The organism is Pseudomonas sp. S2_B10 (genome assembly GCF_054668425.1).
Window position 1 is genome coordinate 1078052 of sequence record NZ_CP162768.1, and the last position, 15578, is coordinate 1093629.

Annotated in this window: 14 protein-coding genes; 11 read left to right on the top strand and 3 right to left on the bottom strand. The window is 60.7% G+C overall.

Features of this window, described 5'->3' with window-relative positions; genetic code table 11:
• Window positions 1-55 precede the first annotated feature (55 nt).
• From AB4O45_RS04655 to ppnP, 8 genes are all read left to right on the top strand, one after another.
• The gene (locus tag AB4O45_RS04655) at window positions 56-1840 is read left to right on the top strand and encodes an acyclic terpene utilization AtuA family protein (RefSeq protein WP_460161129.1); all 1785 of its coding nucleotides are present in this window, start codon (window positions 56-58) and stop codon (window positions 1838-1840) included.
• A gap of 12 nt (window positions 1841-1852) precedes the next feature.
• Window positions 1853-2737, top strand: a complete 885-nt coding sequence (locus AB4O45_RS04660; RefSeq protein WP_122700113.1) for an SDR family oxidoreductase — start codon at window positions 1853-1855, stop codon at window positions 2735-2737.
• A gap of 3 nt (window positions 2738-2740) precedes the next feature.
• Window positions 2741-4357 (top strand): geranyl-CoA carboxylase subunit beta, encoded by a 1617-nt coding sequence (gene atuC / locus AB4O45_RS04665; protein WP_460161130.1) that lies wholly within the window; start codon window positions 2741-2743, stop codon window positions 4355-4357.
• 30 nt (window positions 4358-4387) lie between these two features.
• Window positions 4388-5545 (top strand): citronellyl-CoA dehydrogenase, encoded by a 1158-nt coding sequence (gene atuD, locus AB4O45_RS04670; protein ID WP_056788533.1) that lies wholly within the window; start codon window positions 4388-4390, stop codon window positions 5543-5545.
• Window positions 5542-6339 carry an enoyl-CoA hydratase/isomerase family protein gene (locus AB4O45_RS04675; RefSeq protein WP_150637791.1) on the top strand — a complete coding sequence of 266 codons (798 nt, stop codon included), beginning with the start codon at window positions 5542-5544 and terminating at the stop codon, window positions 6337-6339. Before atuD ends, AB4O45_RS04675 begins: the two co-directional genes overlap by 4 nt.
• 292 nt (window positions 6340-6631) lie before the next feature.
• Entirely contained in the window at window positions 6632-8593 is a 1962-nt protein-coding gene (locus AB4O45_RS04680; protein WP_460161131.1) for an acetyl/propionyl/methylcrotonyl-CoA carboxylase subunit alpha, read from the top strand.
• Window positions 8594-8663: 70 nt separating this feature from the next.
• Entirely contained in the window at window positions 8664-9206 is a 543-nt protein-coding gene (locus AB4O45_RS04685) for a 3'-5' exonuclease (RefSeq protein ID WP_460161132.1), read from the top strand.
• Between the two features lie 71 nt (window positions 9207-9277).
• Window positions 9278-9562 (top strand): pyrimidine/purine nucleoside phosphorylase, encoded by a 285-nt coding sequence (ppnP, locus tag AB4O45_RS04690; RefSeq protein WP_039759849.1) that lies wholly within the window; start codon window positions 9278-9280, stop codon window positions 9560-9562.
• Window positions 9563-9634: 72 nt separating this feature from the next.
• On the opposite strand, the gene AB4O45_RS04695 is transcribed toward ppnP, so the two are convergent.
• The gene (locus AB4O45_RS04695; RefSeq protein ID WP_150637785.1) at window positions 9635-10441 is read right to left on the bottom strand and encodes an MOSC domain-containing protein; all 807 of its coding nucleotides are present in this window, start codon (window positions 10439-10441) and stop codon (window positions 9635-9637) included.
• Between the two features lie 191 nt (window positions 10442-10632).
• Window positions 10633-11568 carry a chemotaxis protein CheV gene (locus AB4O45_RS04700; protein WP_150637783.1) on the bottom strand — a complete coding sequence of 312 codons (936 nt, stop codon included), beginning with the start codon at window positions 11566-11568 and terminating at the stop codon, window positions 10633-10635.
• A 454-nt stretch (window positions 11569-12022) separates the two neighbouring features.
• Here AB4O45_RS04700 and AB4O45_RS04705 point away from each other — a divergent pair, with 454 nt between their 5' ends.
• From AB4O45_RS04705 to AB4O45_RS04715, 3 genes are all read left to right on the top strand, one after another.
• Window positions 12023-12493, top strand: a complete 471-nt coding sequence (locus AB4O45_RS04705) for a hypothetical protein (protein ID WP_150637816.1) — start codon at window positions 12023-12025, stop codon at window positions 12491-12493.
• Between the two features lie 463 nt (window positions 12494-12956).
• Complete coding sequence (locus AB4O45_RS04710; protein WP_024013690.1) at window positions 12957-13850, top strand: sensor histidine kinase; 894 nt, start codon at window positions 12957-12959, stop codon at window positions 13848-13850.
• A complete protein-coding gene (locus AB4O45_RS04715) occupies window positions 13847-14506 on the top strand; it encodes a response regulator (RefSeq protein ID WP_041478445.1) in 660 nt (219 codons plus the stop codon). The genes AB4O45_RS04710 and AB4O45_RS04715 overlap by 4 nt, the downstream gene beginning before the upstream one ends.
• Here AB4O45_RS04715 and yegS read toward each other — a convergent pair.
• Window positions 14490-15407: a lipid kinase YegS gene (gene yegS / locus AB4O45_RS04720; RefSeq protein ID WP_041478444.1), complete on the bottom strand. Its 918-nt coding sequence runs from the start codon at window positions 15405-15407 to the stop codon at window positions 14490-14492. The genes AB4O45_RS04715 and yegS overlap by 17 nt on opposite strands.
• Between the last annotated feature and the right edge of the window lie 171 nt (window positions 15408-15578).

Consider the following 15578-nt stretch of genomic DNA (forward strand, 5'->3'; position numbering starts at 1 on the left):
CTTGCTTGGTAGCCTCCAGACACTTCTGTCGCAGGTCCCTGAGTCGGAGATAAAAATGCCAACCACCGTGCGAATCGGCTGCGCCAGTGCTTTTTGGGGCGACACTTCCACTGCTGCCGCCCAGCTTGTCTCCGGCGGAAACCTGGATTATCTGGTGTTCGATTATCTGGCCGAGATCACCATGTCGCTGATGGCCGGCGCGCGCCTGAAAGACCCGCAGGCCGGGTTCGCCGGCGACTTCGTTGAAGTGCTGGCGCCGCTGCTGACGCAACTGGCCGAACAGAACATCCGCGTGATCAGCAATGCCGGCGGGGTCAATCCGCAGGCTTGCGCGGCGGCCCTGCAAGCGGCCTGCGATCAGGCTGGAGTCCAGCTGAAGATTGCCGTGTTGCTCGGCGACGACTTGCAAGGACAGCTCAAAAACCCCGCCGACATCCGCGAAATGTTCAGCGGCGCCCCATTGCCGCGTATGTGCGTGTCGACCAACGCCTACCTCGGCGCGCCGGGAATTGTCGAAGCTTTGCGCCTGGGTGCCGACATTGTCATCACCGGCCGGGTGGTCGACAGCGCCGTGGTCAGTGCGGCGTTGGTTCACGAATTCGGCTGGTCGTGGCATGACTACGACAAACTCGCCCAGGCCGCACTGGCCGGGCACATCATCGAATGCGGCGCGCAGTGCACCGGCGGTAATTTCACCGACTGGCGCGAGGTGCCGGATTACGAGCACATCGGTTTTCCGATCGTCGAGGTCAGCGCCGATGGCCAGTTCCTCGTCAGCAAACCCGAAGGCTCCGGCGGACTGGTCACACCATTGACGGTCGGCGAGCAGATGCTCTACGAAATCGGCGATCCGCAGGCCTATCTGTTACCCGACGTGATCTGCGATTTCAGCCAGGTCAAACTCCAGCAACAAGGCAAAAACGTCGTGCACGTGCACGGTGCCAAAGGCCTGCCGCCTACCGATAAATACAAGGTCAGCGCCACGTACCCGGACGGTTTTCGCTGCACCGCCAGTTGCCTGATGGCCGGCATCGACGCAGTGGACAAGGCACGGCGGGTCAGTCAGGCAATCATCGACAAGACCGCCGAGATGTTCAGCCTGCGCGGCTGGGCGCCGTACAGCGAAACCCATGTCGAACTGCTCGGCAGCGAAGCCACCTACGGCCCCCACGGCCAGCGCCGCGACAGCCGTGAAGTGGTGATCAAAATCGCCGTGCGCCATCCCGACAAACGCGCACTGGTACTGTTTTCCAGAGAGATCGCCCAGGCCGCGACCGGCATGGCGCCGGGCTTGACCGGCATCGTCGGCGGTCGTCCGACCGTATACCCCCTCATCCGTCTGTTCTCTTTCCTCATCGATAAAAGCGCCTGCACCCTGCAAGTCGACATCGCAGGCGAGCGTCATCCGTGCGCCCTGCCCGACCCGGTGGCCCTCGACAGCGCAGATTTGCCACTCGCCCATCAGCCGCCCAGACCCCAGGGCCGCGCCGATGCCAGTGTGCCGTTGGTGAAACTGGCGGTGGCGCGCTCCGGCGACAAGGGCAACCACAGCAATATCGGCGTGATGCCGCGCCATCCCGATTACCTGCCGTGGATCGCCGAAGCGCTGACCCCTTCGGTGGTGGTCGACTGGATGCGTCACGTCCTCGATCCGGTTCTCGGGCGTGTCGAACGCTGGTATCTGCCCGGCACCCACAGCCTCAACTTTCTTTTGGAAAACGCCCTCGGCGGTGGCGGTGTCGCCAGTCTGCGCATCGACCCGCAAGGCAAAGCCTTCGCCCAGCAACTATTGGAAATCCAGATCCCGGTGCCGCAGAGCGTCGCCGAACAGCTCGACTAGAGGATGGTGTGCATGGCTTACGCGTCGATTTTCCGCGCCGATCTGTTCAGCGGCCAGAACCTGATTGTCACCGGTGGCGGCAGCGGCATCGGTCGCTGCACCGCCCATGAACTGGCGGCCCTCGGCGCCAATGTGCTGCTGGTCGGGCGCAAGCCGGAAAAGCTCGAAAAAGTCGCCGCCGAAATCGCCGAGGACGGCGGCCGCGCGCACTGGAAGGCCTGCGATATCCGCGATGAAGAAGCGGTCAAGCAACTGGTCAAAGAGCTGATCGCCGAACACGGGCCGATCCACGGCCTGGTCAACAACGCCGGCGGCCAATACCCGTCGCCCTTGGCCTCAATCAATCAGAAGGGCTTTGAAACCGTGCTGCGGACCAATCTGGTCGGCGGCTTTCTGATGGCCCGCGAAGTGTTCAACCAGTCGATGAGCAAACATGGCGGCAGCATCGTCAACATGCTCGCTGACATGTGGGGCGGCATGCCCGGCATGGGCCACTCGGGGGCAGCGCGTTCGGGCATGGACAATTTCACCAAGACCGCCGCGTTCGAGTGGGGTTACGCCGGGGTCCGGGTCAACGCCGTGGCGCCGGGCTGGATTGCGTCCAGCGGCATGGACACTTACGAGGGCGCATTCAAAGCGGTGATTCCGACCCTGCGCGAGCATGTGCCGCTCAAGCGTATCGGCACCGAATCGGAAGTCAGTGCGGCGATCGTGTTTCTGCTCAGCCCGGCGGCGGCATTCATCAGCGGCACCACAGTGAAAATCGACGGCGCCGCCAGCCTCGGCAGTCGTGCCTGGCCGCTGCACAAGGCCAGCCACAGCGAATCGTTCAACGGTTTTCACCGCGCGTATTTACCAGAAGTGTTGCGTCCCGACGTGCTCAAGGACAAGGAATAAGCCATGGCGCAGATTCAGTCGCAACTCGATCCGCACAGCGAAGCGTTCGCGCGCAACCGCGCGGCCATGCTCGCCGCCATCGAGCAGGTGCAGCAGCTCGAACAGAACCTGCTGAACAAGGCCGCCGAAGCCAAAGACAAATTCAGCAAACGCGGGCAACTGTTGCCCCGCGAGCGCTTGAACCTGTTGCTCGACCCCGGCGCGCCGTTTCTCGAACTGGCCAGCCTCGCCGGCTACAAGTTGCACGACGACAAGGACGGCAGTTCGGCCGGTGGCGGGCTGATTGCCGGCATCGGTTATGTCTGCGGCATCCGCGCGATGGTGGTCGCCAACAACAGCGCAATCAAGGGCGGCACGATCTCGCCGAGCGGCCTGAAAAAATCCCTGCGCCTGCAACAGATCGCGCGGGAAAACAAACTGCCGATGATCACCCTCGCCGAAAGCGGCGGTGCCAACCTCAATTACGCGGCGGAGATTTTTGTCGAAGGTGCGCGCAGTTTCGCCAATCAGGCGCGCATGTCAGCGATGGGTTTGCCGCAGATCACCGTGGTGCACGGCTCGGCCACGGCCGGCGGCGCCTATCAACCAGGGTTGTCGGATTACGTGGTGGTGGTGCGCGGCAAGGCCAAGCTGTTTCTTGCTGGCCCACCGTTGCTCAAAGCGGCGACCGGCGAAGTGGCCAGCGATGAAGAACTCGGTGGCGCCGAAATGCACGCGCAGGTCGCTGGCACTGCCGAATATCTCGCTGAAAACGACGCTGACGGCATACGCCAGGTCCGCGACATCATGCGCATGCTGCCATGGAACGAGCAGTTGCCGTGGCTGCCGGAGCCGCAATTCAAAGAACCGCTCTACCCCATCGACGAACTGCTGGGGTTGATCCCGGACGATGCAAAAAAGCCCTACGACGTGCGCGAAATCATCGCGCGGATTGCTGACGAGTCGGACTTTCTCGAATTCAAAGGCGAGTTCGATCAGCAAACCCTTTGCGGCCAACTGAAAATCCAGGGCCGCGCCTGCGGCTTCATTGGCAACAACGGCCCGATCACCCCGCAAGGTGCGAGCAAGGCGGCGCAGTTCATCCAGTTGTGCGACCAGAGCCAGACGCCGCTGCTGTTTTTCCACAACACGACGGGGTTCATGGTCGGCACCGAATCGGAACAGCAAGGCGTGATCAAGCACGGCTCGAAACTGATCCAGGCGGTGGCCAACGCACGGGTGCCTAAACTGACCATTGTCGTCGGCGGTTCCTACGGCGCCGGCAACTACGCCATGTGCGGGCGCGGGCTCGATCCGCGCTTCATCTTCGCCTGGCCCAACAGCCGCACGGCAGTAATGGGCGGCGCACAGGCCGGCAAGGTCTTGCGCATCGTTACCGAAGCCAAACAGCTTAAGGACGGCATCGAGCCCGATCCGAAAATGCTCGACATGCTCGAACAGATGACCGCGCAGAAACTCGACAGCCAGTCCACCGCACTGTACGGCAGCGCCAACCTGTGGGACGACGGCCTGATCGACCCGCGCGACACCCGCACCCTGCTCGGTTACTTGCTGGATATTTGCCACGAAGCCGACATGCGCACGCTGCAACCCAACAGCTTCGGCGTCAGCCGCTTCTGACCGCCACGGATCCTACGGAGAACAACAACAATGATCTTCACCCCGGAACACGAAGCCCTGCGCCGCACCGTCCGCCAGTTCGTCACGCACGAGATCAACCCGCACGTCGAAGAGTGGGAAAAGGCCGGACGCTTTCCCATCCACGAAATTTTCCGCAAGGCCGGTGAGCTGGGCCTGCTGGGCATTTCCAAGCCGGAAAAATTCGGCGGCATGGGCCTTGATTACAGCTATTCGATCGTCGCCGCTGAAGAGTTCGGCACCATTCATTGCGGCGGGATTCCGATGTCGATCGGCGTGCAGACCGATATGTGTACACCCGCCCTCGCCCGCTTCGGCTCCGATGAATTGCGCGAAGAATTCCTGCGCCCGGCCATCACGGGCGAACAGGTCGGTTGCATCGGCGTTTCCGAAGTCGGCGCCGGCTCCGATGTCGCCGGGCTGAAAACCACGGCGCGCAAGGACGGCGATGACTACGTGATCAACGGCAGCAAGATGTGGATCACCAACTCGCCGAGCGCCGATTTCATCTGCCTGCTGGCCAACACTTCGGACGACAAGCCGCACATCAACAAGTCGCTGATCATGGTGCCGATGAACACCCCGGGAATCAGCCTCAGTTCGCACCTGGACAAGCTCGGCATGCGCAGCTCGGAAACCGCGCAGGTGTTCTTCGACAACGTGCGCGTGCCCCAGCGCAACCGCATCGGCCATGAAGGCGCGGGGTTCATGATGCAGATGCTGCAGTTTCAGGAAGAACGTCTGTTCGGCGCGGCGAACATGATCAAGGGCCTGGAATATTGCATCGACAGCACCATCGAGTACTGCAAGGAGCGCAAGACCTTCGGCAACGCGCTGATCGATAACCAGGTGATCCACTTCCGCCTCGCCGAATTGCAGACCGAAATCGAATGCCTGCGCGCCCTGGTCTATCAGGCCACCGAGCAATACATCAAAGGCCAGGACGTCACGCGCCTGGCATCGATGGCCAAGCTCAAGGCCGGACGCCTCGGCCGTGAAGTCAGCGACAGCTGCCTGCAATATTGGGGCGGCATGGGCTTCATGTGGGACAACCCGGTGGCCCGCGCCTATCGCGATGTGCGCCTGGTATCGATTGGCGGCGGCGCCGACGAAATCATGCTGGGGATCATCTGCAAACTGATGGGCATCCTGCCGGGGAAAAAGAAATGAGCCGCCTGCCCGATTGCCAGACGCTGTTGCTGGAACTGCATGGTGGCGTGCTGCACATCACCCTCAACCGCCCGGACAGCCGCAACGCGATGAGCCTGCAAATGGTCGCCGAACTGCGCGCGGTGCTGGCGGCGGTGCGTGATGACCGCACAGTGCGGGCCTTGGTGCTCAGCGGTGCCGGGGGGCATTTCTGCGCCGGTGGCGACATCAAGGACATGGCCAGTGCCCGGGCTCAGGGCGCGGACGCTTACCGTGAGTTGAACCGGGCGTTTGGCGCGCTGCTGGAACAAGCCCAACATGCGCCGCAAGTGCTGATCACTGTGCTGCAAGGCGCCGTGCTCGGCGGCGGCTTCGGCCTGGCTTGCGTCAGCGATATTGCGATCAGCGATCACAAGGCGCAGTTCGGCTTGCCGGAAACCAGCCTTGGCCTGATCCCGGCGCAAATCGCACCGTTTGTGGTGCAACGGCTCGGCTTGACCGAAACCCGCCGACTCGCGCTGACGGCGGCGCGTTTCGATGGCGCCGAGGCGCAGCGATTGGGGCTGGTGCATTTCGTTGAACAGGATGCGCAAGCGTTGGCCGAGCGACTGGATGAGGTGTTGCAACAGGTGCTGCGCTGCGCACCGGAAGCGAATGCGATGACGAAAAAATTGTTGCTGGCGAGTGCCGGACAGCCGTCGAGCGCATTGCTCGATGAGGCGGCGCAGTGGTTCAGCGCGGCGGTGACTGGAGACGAGGGAATCGAGGGGACCATGGCATTTATGCAGAAACGTAACCCTCGGTGGGTCAGCTAAAAGCTTCGCGAGCAGGCTCGCTCCCACAGGTCGAAATGCATTCCAAATGTGGGAGCGAGCCTGCTCGCGAAGAGGCCCGCACCTTCGCCGCCCAAAACTCAGGAGCCCCCGAGTTCGCAGTTGAAATGCGCTCCAAATGTGGGAGCGAGCCTGCTCGCGAAGAGGCCCGCACCTTCGCCGCCCAAAACTCAGGAGCGCCCGAATTCGCGGTTGAAATGCGTTCCAAATGTGGGAGCGAGCCTGCTCGCGAAGAGGCCATCCCATTCACCGCTATCATTTCAGGAACCCCACCATGCCTACCCTCCACAAAATCCTGATCGCCAACCGCGGTGAAATCGCCTGCCGCATCCAGCGCACGGCCCAGGCGCTGGGCTATCGCACCGTCGCCGTGTTCAGCGACGCCGACGCCGATGCGCTACACGTGCAAATGGCCGACCAAGCCGTACATATCGGCCCGGCGCCGGTGCAGCAGTCCTACCTCAACATTGCGGCGATCATCGACGCCGCCCGACGCAGCGGTGCCGATGCGATTCACCCGGGCTACGGTTTTCTCTCGGAAAACGCCGATTTCGCCCGCGCCTGCGCCGAAGCCGGGCTGATTTTCATCGGTCCCAGCGTCAAAGCTATCGAACTGATGGGCAGCAAACGCCTGTCGAAAATTGCCATGCTCGACGCGGGCGTGCCATGCATTGCCGGCTACCAGGGAGCAGCGCAGGACGACGCGACGCTGCTGGCCGAAGCCGCGCGGATCGGTTATCCGCTGATGATCAAGGCCAGCGCCGGTGGCGGCGGACGCGGCATGCGTCTGGTGCACGAGGCCAGCGAACTGGCGGCGCAACTGCGTACCGCGCGGTCCGAAGCAATGAACGGTTTCGGCAGTGACGAGTTGATTCTCGAGCAAGCGTTGGTCGAGCCACGCCATGTCGAAGTACAGCTGTTCGGCGACCAGCACGGGCATCTGGTCTATCTCGGCGAACGTGATTGCTCGATCCAGCGCCGCCATCAGAAAGTCATCGAAGAAGCGCCGTGCCCGGTGATGACCGCCGAGCTGCGCCAGGCCATGGGCGAAGCGGCGCTCAAGGCCGGGCGCGCGGTGGATTACGTCGGCGCTGGCACCGTGGAGTTCCTCCTCGACGCGCGCGGCCAGTTCTACTTTCTGGAGATGAACACCCGTCTGCAGGTCGAGCATCCGGTGACGGAATCGATCACCGGCCTCGATCTGGTCGCGTGGCAGTTGCTGGTTGCCGAGGGTCAGCCGCTGCCGCTGACGCAGGAGCAGATCCGTCTCGACGGTCACGCCATGGAAGTGCGCCTCTACGCTGAAGATCCCGCTGCGGATTTTCTCCCGCAAACCGGCCGAATTGCCGCATGGCAACCGGCGTCGGGCCACGGTGCACGGATCGATCACGGTCTGCTTGAAGGTCAGTCGGTCAGCCCGTTCTACGATCCGATGCTCGGCAAACTGATCGCCCACGGTGCAACCCGCGAAGAGGCGCGGCGCAAGCTGTTGCGTGCGCTGCAGGACACCGTGCTGCTTGGCGTTCAAAGCAATCAACGCTTGCTCGAGGGCCTGTTGCAACATCCGCAGTTCATCAGCGGCGATTTCAGCACCGCCTTCATCCAGCACCATTTTTCCAGCCATGCCAGCCTCAACACTTATGTGCCGACGACGGAGCAACTGGCGATTGCTGTGGTGTTGTTCTATCAGGCCAGCGCCCTGCCCCATCGCGCCCCGCTGAACGGCTGGCGCAACAACGCGAGCGTGCCATTGCACTATCGACTCGGCAGTGACGAGCAGGACTGGACGCTGTCGGTGCTGGCGCGCAAATCCGGCGAATGTGTCGTGCAGCTGGGCGAACGCACGCTGGAGTTGAAAATCATCAAGCACACCGCGCAATCGGTAACCATGGAAATCGACGGCCTGCGCCAGCGTCATGCCTACCGTCTGCACGATGGTCAGCTATGGCTGTTCACCCATCCGGGCAGCCTGCGCCTGGAGGATCGAACTCATGCGCCGATCGACAGTCAGACCAGCGTCGCCTCCGGCACCCTCAAAGCCCCGATGGACGGTGCCATTGTCGATGTGTTGGTCAGCGAAGGCAGTACGGTCAGCAAGGGTCAATTGCTGGTGGTGCTGGAGGCAATGAAAATGGAGCATCCGTTGAAGGCCGGCATCGATGGCGTGCTCAAACGGGTGCAAGTGAAGGTCGGCGATCAGGTAAAAAATCGTCAGGTTCTGTTGCAGGTCGAGTAGTCGCCCGGGCACAAGCGCGGGGTTTGACTACGCTCTGATAAATCAGAACGCGGAAATCAGGAACCCTGCGATGCCCCATTGGCTGGTCATAGATCTGGAAGCCACCACAGACGAGGGTGGCTGGCCGGTCACGGAAATGGAAATTATCGAGATCGGTGCGACCCTGGTCGACCGCGCCGGGCGCGAGCAGGATCACTTCCAGCGCTTCGTCAAACCGACCCGCCGGCCATTGCTGACGTCGTTCTGTCGGGAGCTGACGCACATCACTCAGGCCAACATCGATTCGGCGCAACCGCTGAGCGAAGTCTGGCCGGCCTTTGAGCGTTGGCTGGCGCAGCATCAGGCTCGCCTTGAAGGCTGGGCCAGCTGGGGCGGTTACGATCGCCAGCAGTTGCTGCAGGAGTGGCAGCGCCTGAACATCGCCAGCGGCCTGAGCAAAGTACCGCACATGAACCTCAAACAGCGCTTCGCCAAGGCCCGCCGCCTGGAACGACCGCTGGGCCTCAACGCCGCGTTGCAGCTGGCGGGTATGCAGTTCAACGGCCAACAACATCGCGCGCTGGAAGATGCCCGCAATACTGCACGGTTATTGCCGCTGGTCCTGCCGCTCTAGACGCGTGACGGCGCGAAAAGCCTTGTGCATACTGGCCGCCCCCTTTTAAGCCCTTTTCGAGGAATCCGCCCATGTTTAAAGTCAACGAGTACTTCGACGGCACCGTCAAGTCGATCGCCTTTGGCACCGCTGAAGGTCCGGCGACCATTGGCGTCATGGCCCCGGGCGAATACGAATTCGGCACCAGCCAGCGCGAGATCATGCATGTGGTTTCCGGCGCGCTGAGCGTAAAACTGCCAGACAGCAGCGACTGGGAAACCTTCGCCGCCGGCAGCCAGTTCAACGTCCCGGCCAACAGCAAGTTCCAACTGAAAGTCGCCGTTGATACCGCTTACCTGTGCGAATACCGCGGCTGATCCCGCCGGTTTCACTGCGCAAAAAAATGCCCGCGTCCAAAAGACCCGGGCATTTTTCGTTTCAGCGACAACCTATTCGAGGATTTCCACCGGCATGCCGACTTCCAGGCGGCCGTTACCGTCATTGACCAGATTCTGCCCGAACATCGCGCCATCGGCGGTGCTGCGGTGTTTCTGTAACGTCGCGAACGGCTCACGATCAGCACTGCGCTCACCGGTTTGCGGGTCGACAGTGGTCATGATGCAACGCGCGCACGGCTTGACCACGCGAAATTCGATGTCGCCAATGCGAATACGCTTCCAGTTGTCCTCGGCGTAAGGCGCGCTGCCTTCGATGACCAGATTCGGACGGAAGCGCAGCATCTCCAGCTCTCGCCCTACCGTTTCCGAGAGTGCCAGCCGCGAGGCTTCGCCAATGAGCAGCAACGGATAACCGTCGGCGAACGCCACTTGATCGTCATCCTTGCCGAAACCCGACTGCGTGGTGCGCGCCCGCTCGAGTGGCATTTGCACCAGACGTGTCGGCTTGCCGAGGAAGTCGCTGACAAAACGCGCGGCTAGATCACCGGCGTCCGGCACACGCAGGGTGTCACGCCAGATCGTCACACCGCGCTGCTCGGCGTCGGCCGCGGGCAGCGCGACTTCGATAGAACCCTGCTCGGGAGCGCTCAGAGTCAGACCGCCGCCGGCATTCCATAACGCCGACAGCTGACTCATCTTCGCTTCGGCACGCTGGGTCAGAAAGCGCCCGCTGGCCTCGTCCACCAGCATCCAGCGTCGGTCGCCCACCAGCCCGAGCTTGTCCAGCTCAATGCTTTGCAGCATTTCGCCCTTGCCGGATTTCAACGGGTAACGATAAAGCGCGCTCAGACGCAGCATGGCCAGCTTCCTTGGAGGAAAAACGCCACCCTATACGAGCTTCAATACCGAATCAAAGCCGTCATTAATGTAAATACACTTCTGTGGGAGCGAGCCTGCTCGCGAAGAGGCCGGCACATTCACCATCAATGTGTCAGACCCTGCGCTTTCGCGAGCAGGCTCGCTCCCACTGGAAGCAAAATGTGCGTGTTTCAGGCCGGCACGGCGTCGAGCATCAGACGCTGGCGCACCACGTCGACCAGTTTGTCCGGCTGGAATTTGGAAAGGAAGTTGTCGCAACCGACCTTCTTCACCATCGAGTCGTTGAAACTGCCGGAAAGCGAGGTGTGCAACACGACGTACAAGCCACGCAGGCGAGGGTCGTTGCGAATTTCCGTGGTCAGGCGATAGCCGTCCATTTCCGGCATTTCCGCATCGGTGAAAATCATCAGCAGTTTATCGGTCATGTGCACGCCGCTATCGGCCCAGGCCTTGAGCATGTTCAAGGCTTTCAGACCGTCGCTGGCAATGTGCATTTTCACCCCGAGCTGGCCGAGGGTATCGCGCAATTGCGAAAGCGCTACGTTGGAATCGTCCACCAGCAACACTTCGCGGCCACGGGCGCGCTCGAGTACCGGATCGTCGAGTTTCTCGCGCGAGACCTTGGCGTTGTACGGGACGATTTCAGCGAGGACTTTCTCGACGTCGATGATCTCCACCAGTTGATCGTCGACCTTGCTGATCGCGGTCAGATAATGCTGGCGGCCGGCACTGGTCGGCGGCGGCAGAATGGCTTCCCAGTTCATGTTGACGATGCGGTCGACACCGCCGACGAGGAAGGCCTGCACCGAACGGTTGTATTCGGTGACGATGATCGTGCTGTTTGGGCCCGGCACCAGTGGGCGCATACCGATTGCCTGCGACAGGTCGATCACCGGCAATGTCTGCCCACGCAGATTGACCACGCCGCAGACGAAGGGATGACGCTGCGGCATCAGGGTCAGCTTGGGCAGTTGCAGCACTTCCTGAACCTTGAACACGTTGATCGCGAACAGCTGGCGTCCGGCCAGGCGAAACATGAGGATTTCCAGGCGATTCTCACCCACCAGTTGCGTGCGTTGGTCTACCGTGTCGAGAATGCCGGCCATCAATGACTCCTGGGCTTGTTCTGATGAATTCACTATGGGGGTTTATCGGCTGCATTCAGCTAATCTTGATTGCTGTAAAGCGCGCCGCTAAAAATGCCATAAACGGCCATTGATGTCACACTGACATCATGCTTTACTGGCAATCGTGATTTCATCTGCTAGATTCATTGCGGCGCGACCTCGGTTTGCACGTTAGGTTCCCGCGCCTAAGGGATTCCCCTAGGATCAATCAGGCCCAACCTGATATTCGCCATTTCCAATAGCCATTACTGTGACGCCATTCTCATTGCATGAACGGAGTCAGGCTATTGTGTGCGATCGCAATTCAGTGGCAACCCACCCTCTGGAACCCCTCGGTCCGTGCACCTGCACCGCCGGGCGCGATCTGCCGACGATTCACGATCGTCGCCACACACGGCCATCCGTCAACCAACACGACGTGGTGGAGATGAACATGCCAATCGACCGTAAAGACTGGGCGCAACGCTTCCCCGAATTTCTGGTCGAGGCCGAAACGCTTCTCGCCAAGTCCGAAGAATGCCTGAGCCATCTGCAACTGATCAGCAATGACAAGGATGCCATCGACTGCATGCTCGGCACTCTGCTGAAGCTGGCCGGCCGGGCCGAAGCACTGGCGCTGGAAGCGATCTCCGAGTTTTCCCTGCACATCTACAGCCTGCTCAATTTGCAGCAGGATCACGTAGATCTGCACGAGCAGGCCCTCGATGCGTTACGTGACTGCCTGACCTTGATGGCGTGGCAGCTCGAGCTGGTCGATCCCAGGACCGGGCAGCTGACCCTGGATAAAAGCGAACAGACTGATCTGCTCGAGGCCTTCGCGGCACAAATGGGCCAAACCTCGTTCGAGCCCAAGAGGGTGAGCAAACGTTTGCTCTCTTCATCCTTTACCGCGCGCCAGGCTTGAGCCGGTAAGTCGCGATATTGTCGTAAATGAATACTTCGTGCCTGAAAGCGACAATCCGGGGCAAATAATCAGCCCGACCAACGGTTAATTTCCAGGTGCCGCCATCAGGGTTTTCCCTGTGTGCAACCAGCGACACTTCCAGGCAAATCGAAGTGGCCCAAATACAACAACTCCAGCTTTTTCCAATATGGAACTTGCGTCCAGGATCCGATATTTCCTGACTGAATAGACATATATAGCAACCGCGACCAACGGTATGTTAAGTGGTATTATGCCGCCGGTTAGTTGCCTGTCGGTTAATGGCATACTGACTTCAGTGTTACCTTTTCGATGTTATTGCCAGTCAATGATCGCTTAATGAATGCGGATTGAATCAATAACATAAATGACAGTATTTCCACACAGAGATCCGCCAGTCACCGGTCGGTCTGCCCGCAGCGAACATCCATTGGCTCCATCCGTTATGTACGCCAGTCTCAAGTCACTTATCACATGGCCACCTTCTCGGGAAAACGCCCGGCGCTTCACACTTGTTCTGTGTGTTCTGGCGACCTTGGGCAGTCTGCTGGCGTATGTTGTTTCCGCACGCCTTCCTTTGGGATTGCTGGCGCTCGACATCGCCGCCACCGCGTGCGTCTGGGTGCAATATCGCTTGTCACGCAAATCGATCAAGTTTCAACCACAAGAGCTGGCTGATCGACTTCTGCAAGTCCAGGAAAACGAGCGTCATCGCCTCAGCCGTGAATTGCACGACGATATCGGCCAGTTGCTCACTGCCGCCAAGCTGCAAAGTGACTGGCTCAAACGCCGCCTGCCGGAGGATCTGCAGGAACAATGCAAGGTGCTCTGCGACACACTGGATGAAACCCTGACCAAGGTGCGTGACGTCTCGGCGATTCTCAATCCACGTCAATTGACCAGTCTGGGCCTCGAAGCCAGCCTGCGTGCGCACTTGCTCAAGACACTGGCCAACACGCCGGTCAACTGGAGTCTCGATTGCCAGCAGCGGCTCAACGGCATCCCCGAGGAAATGGCCGTCGCCGCGTTTCGCATTGCCCAGGAAGCCGTGACCAACATCCTCCGGCACGCACAGGCAAAAAACCTGTTGATTCGGGTACAGCGATTGCCGCAAGGTCTGACGCTATTGATCAGTGATGACGGCCTGGGTTTTGCCCCGGCGGCCGACCCGGCCAGAGAAGGTCAACGCGGCATGGCCGGAATGGCCGAGCGCATCGAACAGTTGGGCGGCACATTGAGCGTTATCAGCGAGCCGGGCAAAGGCACTCGAATCGAAGCACTTTTCCCGTGGGCGCCGCGAGCGCTCGAACGGGCCAGTACGAATAAGGTTATGCGTTGACTTGTAACTTACTTCTGGTGGATGACCACTCGCTGATCAGAGCCGGCGTGCGTGCTCTGGTTCTGGATATTCCCGGTTACGCGGTAATCGGCGAAGCCAGTGATGGTTCGCAATTGCTCGAAATGGTCGAGCAACTGAGCCCCGACATCGTATTGCTGGACATCTCGATGCGGGAAACCGGTGGCCTGGAAGCGCTGCAACGCCTCAAGCGTGTGCGGCCGCAGAGCAAAGTGCTGATTCTGTCGATGCACACCGACCCGGCGCTGATCATGCAGGCGCTGGAGTCCGGTGCCCATGGCTACCTGCTCAAGGACACCACGGCCACCGAGCTCGAGCACGCGCTGGAAGCCCTCCGCAACAACGAACGCTATCTCAGCCCGGCCATCGCTCACACCGTGATCAATCAGGCACTGACCCGCAACCAGAAAAGCCAGCCGGACATCGCCGATTCGCACAATCTGACCGCGCGCCAGCTGGAAATCCTTCGCCTGATCGTGCGCGGCAAATCGACCCGGGAAATCGCCAATGGCCTGGGCTTGAGCGTCAAGACCGTGGAAACCCACCGCGCACAGATCATGAAACGCCTGCAGATCTATGACGTGGCGGGCCTGGTGCTGTTCGCCGTGCGCGAGCAGATCATCAGTCTTGATGACTGACTGGCGTCAGTTGACTCAATAGCGGCGAGTCCTTTGGCAAGTGCACCTGCAACGCTGCGGGTTTCGCAACAAAACGCAGACTGTCACCTTCCAGTGGCTCGCCGTCGAGATTGATGCTCAGCCCTTCGGCGACCTTGATCTCGACCCACGGCAATCGCGCCCGCACGAACATGTTGTCGAGGCCGAAGCCCTCGCTCAGCAGATTCTTCAGCGTGCCGACCAGTTCTTGCGGTGCCGGCAGGATACTGATGTCCAGCAAACCATCATCGACCTGTGCCTCGGGGCACAGCACATGGCCGCCACCCGCCTGCCGCCCGTTACCGATGCCCAGCGCCAGCAGCTCACCCTGCCAATGGAAATCCGGGCCTTGCAACTCGCCGTAAGCGGCATGCAGTTCGCTGAACCGGGTCAGGCCGGTAAACAGATACGCGGCGCCGCCCAAGACCTTCTTCAGATCTTCCGAAGTATTGGCGGTCACCTGGCTGCCGAATCCGCCGGTCGCCATGTTCAGGAAAATCTGCCCGCCCACTTCGCCCAGATCGATATCCGAGGGCTGAACATCCAGTAGCTCAAGGGCTTCGGCAGGCTCCAGGGAAATACCGGCGGCGCGGGAGAAATCGTTGGCGGTTCCCAGCGGCAGCAACACAAGACTGGCTTTTTGCGGATGCTGAGCCAGCGCCTCGGCAATATCGCGCAACGTGCCATCACCGCCACCGGCGATGATTTTGCTGTAGCCGGCCGCCAACGCTTCCTCGACCAGACGCTGGGCGTCGCCGGCCTCCCAGGTCACTCGCACAGCCAGCTCCCAGCCTTGCTCACGCTTGGCTTCGACGGCAGCGCGGACATCCTCGTTGAGTGCCTGTTTGCCATGCAAGATCAGCAGTGCCCGGCGTTCACTCATAACGTCACTCCAAGAATTGAAATCGATTGAAACATCTTGACCACTGTGCGCCTTAAAAAAGCCACCGAGCTGGCAATTAATTCTTCGTCCAACTGCTGGCGTCCTACACAGCGGTATTTTTTCTTACGAAACAAGAGGAATCGGCTTAATTGACCCCGTCCGACCATTGGG

Bases quoted from the DNA above. Each gene is read 5' to 3' on its own strand.
- AB4O45_RS04655 (WP_460161129.1), top strand. From the start codon at position 56: ATGCCAACCACCGTGCGAATCGGCTGCGCCAGTGCTTTTTGGGGCGAC.
- AB4O45_RS04660 (WP_122700113.1), top strand. From the start codon at position 1,853: ATGGCTTACGCGTCGATTTTCCGCGCCGATCTGTTCAGCGGCCAGAAC.
- atuC (WP_460161130.1), top strand. From the start codon at position 2,741: ATGGCGCAGATTCAGTCGCAACTCGATCCGCACAGCGAAGCGTTCGCG.
- atuD (WP_056788533.1), top strand. From the start codon at position 4,388: ATGATCTTCACCCCGGAACACGAAGCCCTGCGCCGCACCGTCCGCCAG.
- AB4O45_RS04675 (WP_150637791.1), top strand. From the start codon at position 5,542: ATGAGCCGCCTGCCCGATTGCCAGACGCTGTTGCTGGAACTGCATGGT.
- AB4O45_RS04680 (WP_460161131.1), top strand. From the start codon at position 6,632: ATGCCTACCCTCCACAAAATCCTGATCGCCAACCGCGGTGAAATCGCC.
- AB4O45_RS04685 (WP_460161132.1), top strand. From the start codon at position 8,664: ATGCCCCATTGGCTGGTCATAGATCTGGAAGCCACCACAGACGAGGGT.
- ppnP (WP_039759849.1), top strand. From the start codon at position 9,278: ATGTTTAAAGTCAACGAGTACTTCGACGGCACCGTCAAGTCGATCGCC.
- AB4O45_RS04695 (WP_150637785.1), bottom strand. From the start codon at position 10,441: ATGCTGCGTCTGAGCGCGCTTTATCGTTACCCGTTGAAATCCGGCAAG.
- AB4O45_RS04700 (WP_150637783.1), bottom strand. From the start codon at position 11,568: ATGGCCGGCATTCTCGACACGGTAGACCAACGCACGCAACTGGTGGGT.
- AB4O45_RS04705 (WP_150637816.1), top strand. From the start codon at position 12,023: ATGCCAATCGACCGTAAAGACTGGGCGCAACGCTTCCCCGAATTTCTG.
- AB4O45_RS04710 (WP_024013690.1), top strand. From the start codon at position 12,957: ATGTACGCCAGTCTCAAGTCACTTATCACATGGCCACCTTCTCGGGAA.
- yegS (WP_041478444.1), bottom strand. From the start codon at position 15,407: ATGAGTGAACGCCGGGCACTGCTGATCTTGCATGGCAAACAGGCACTC.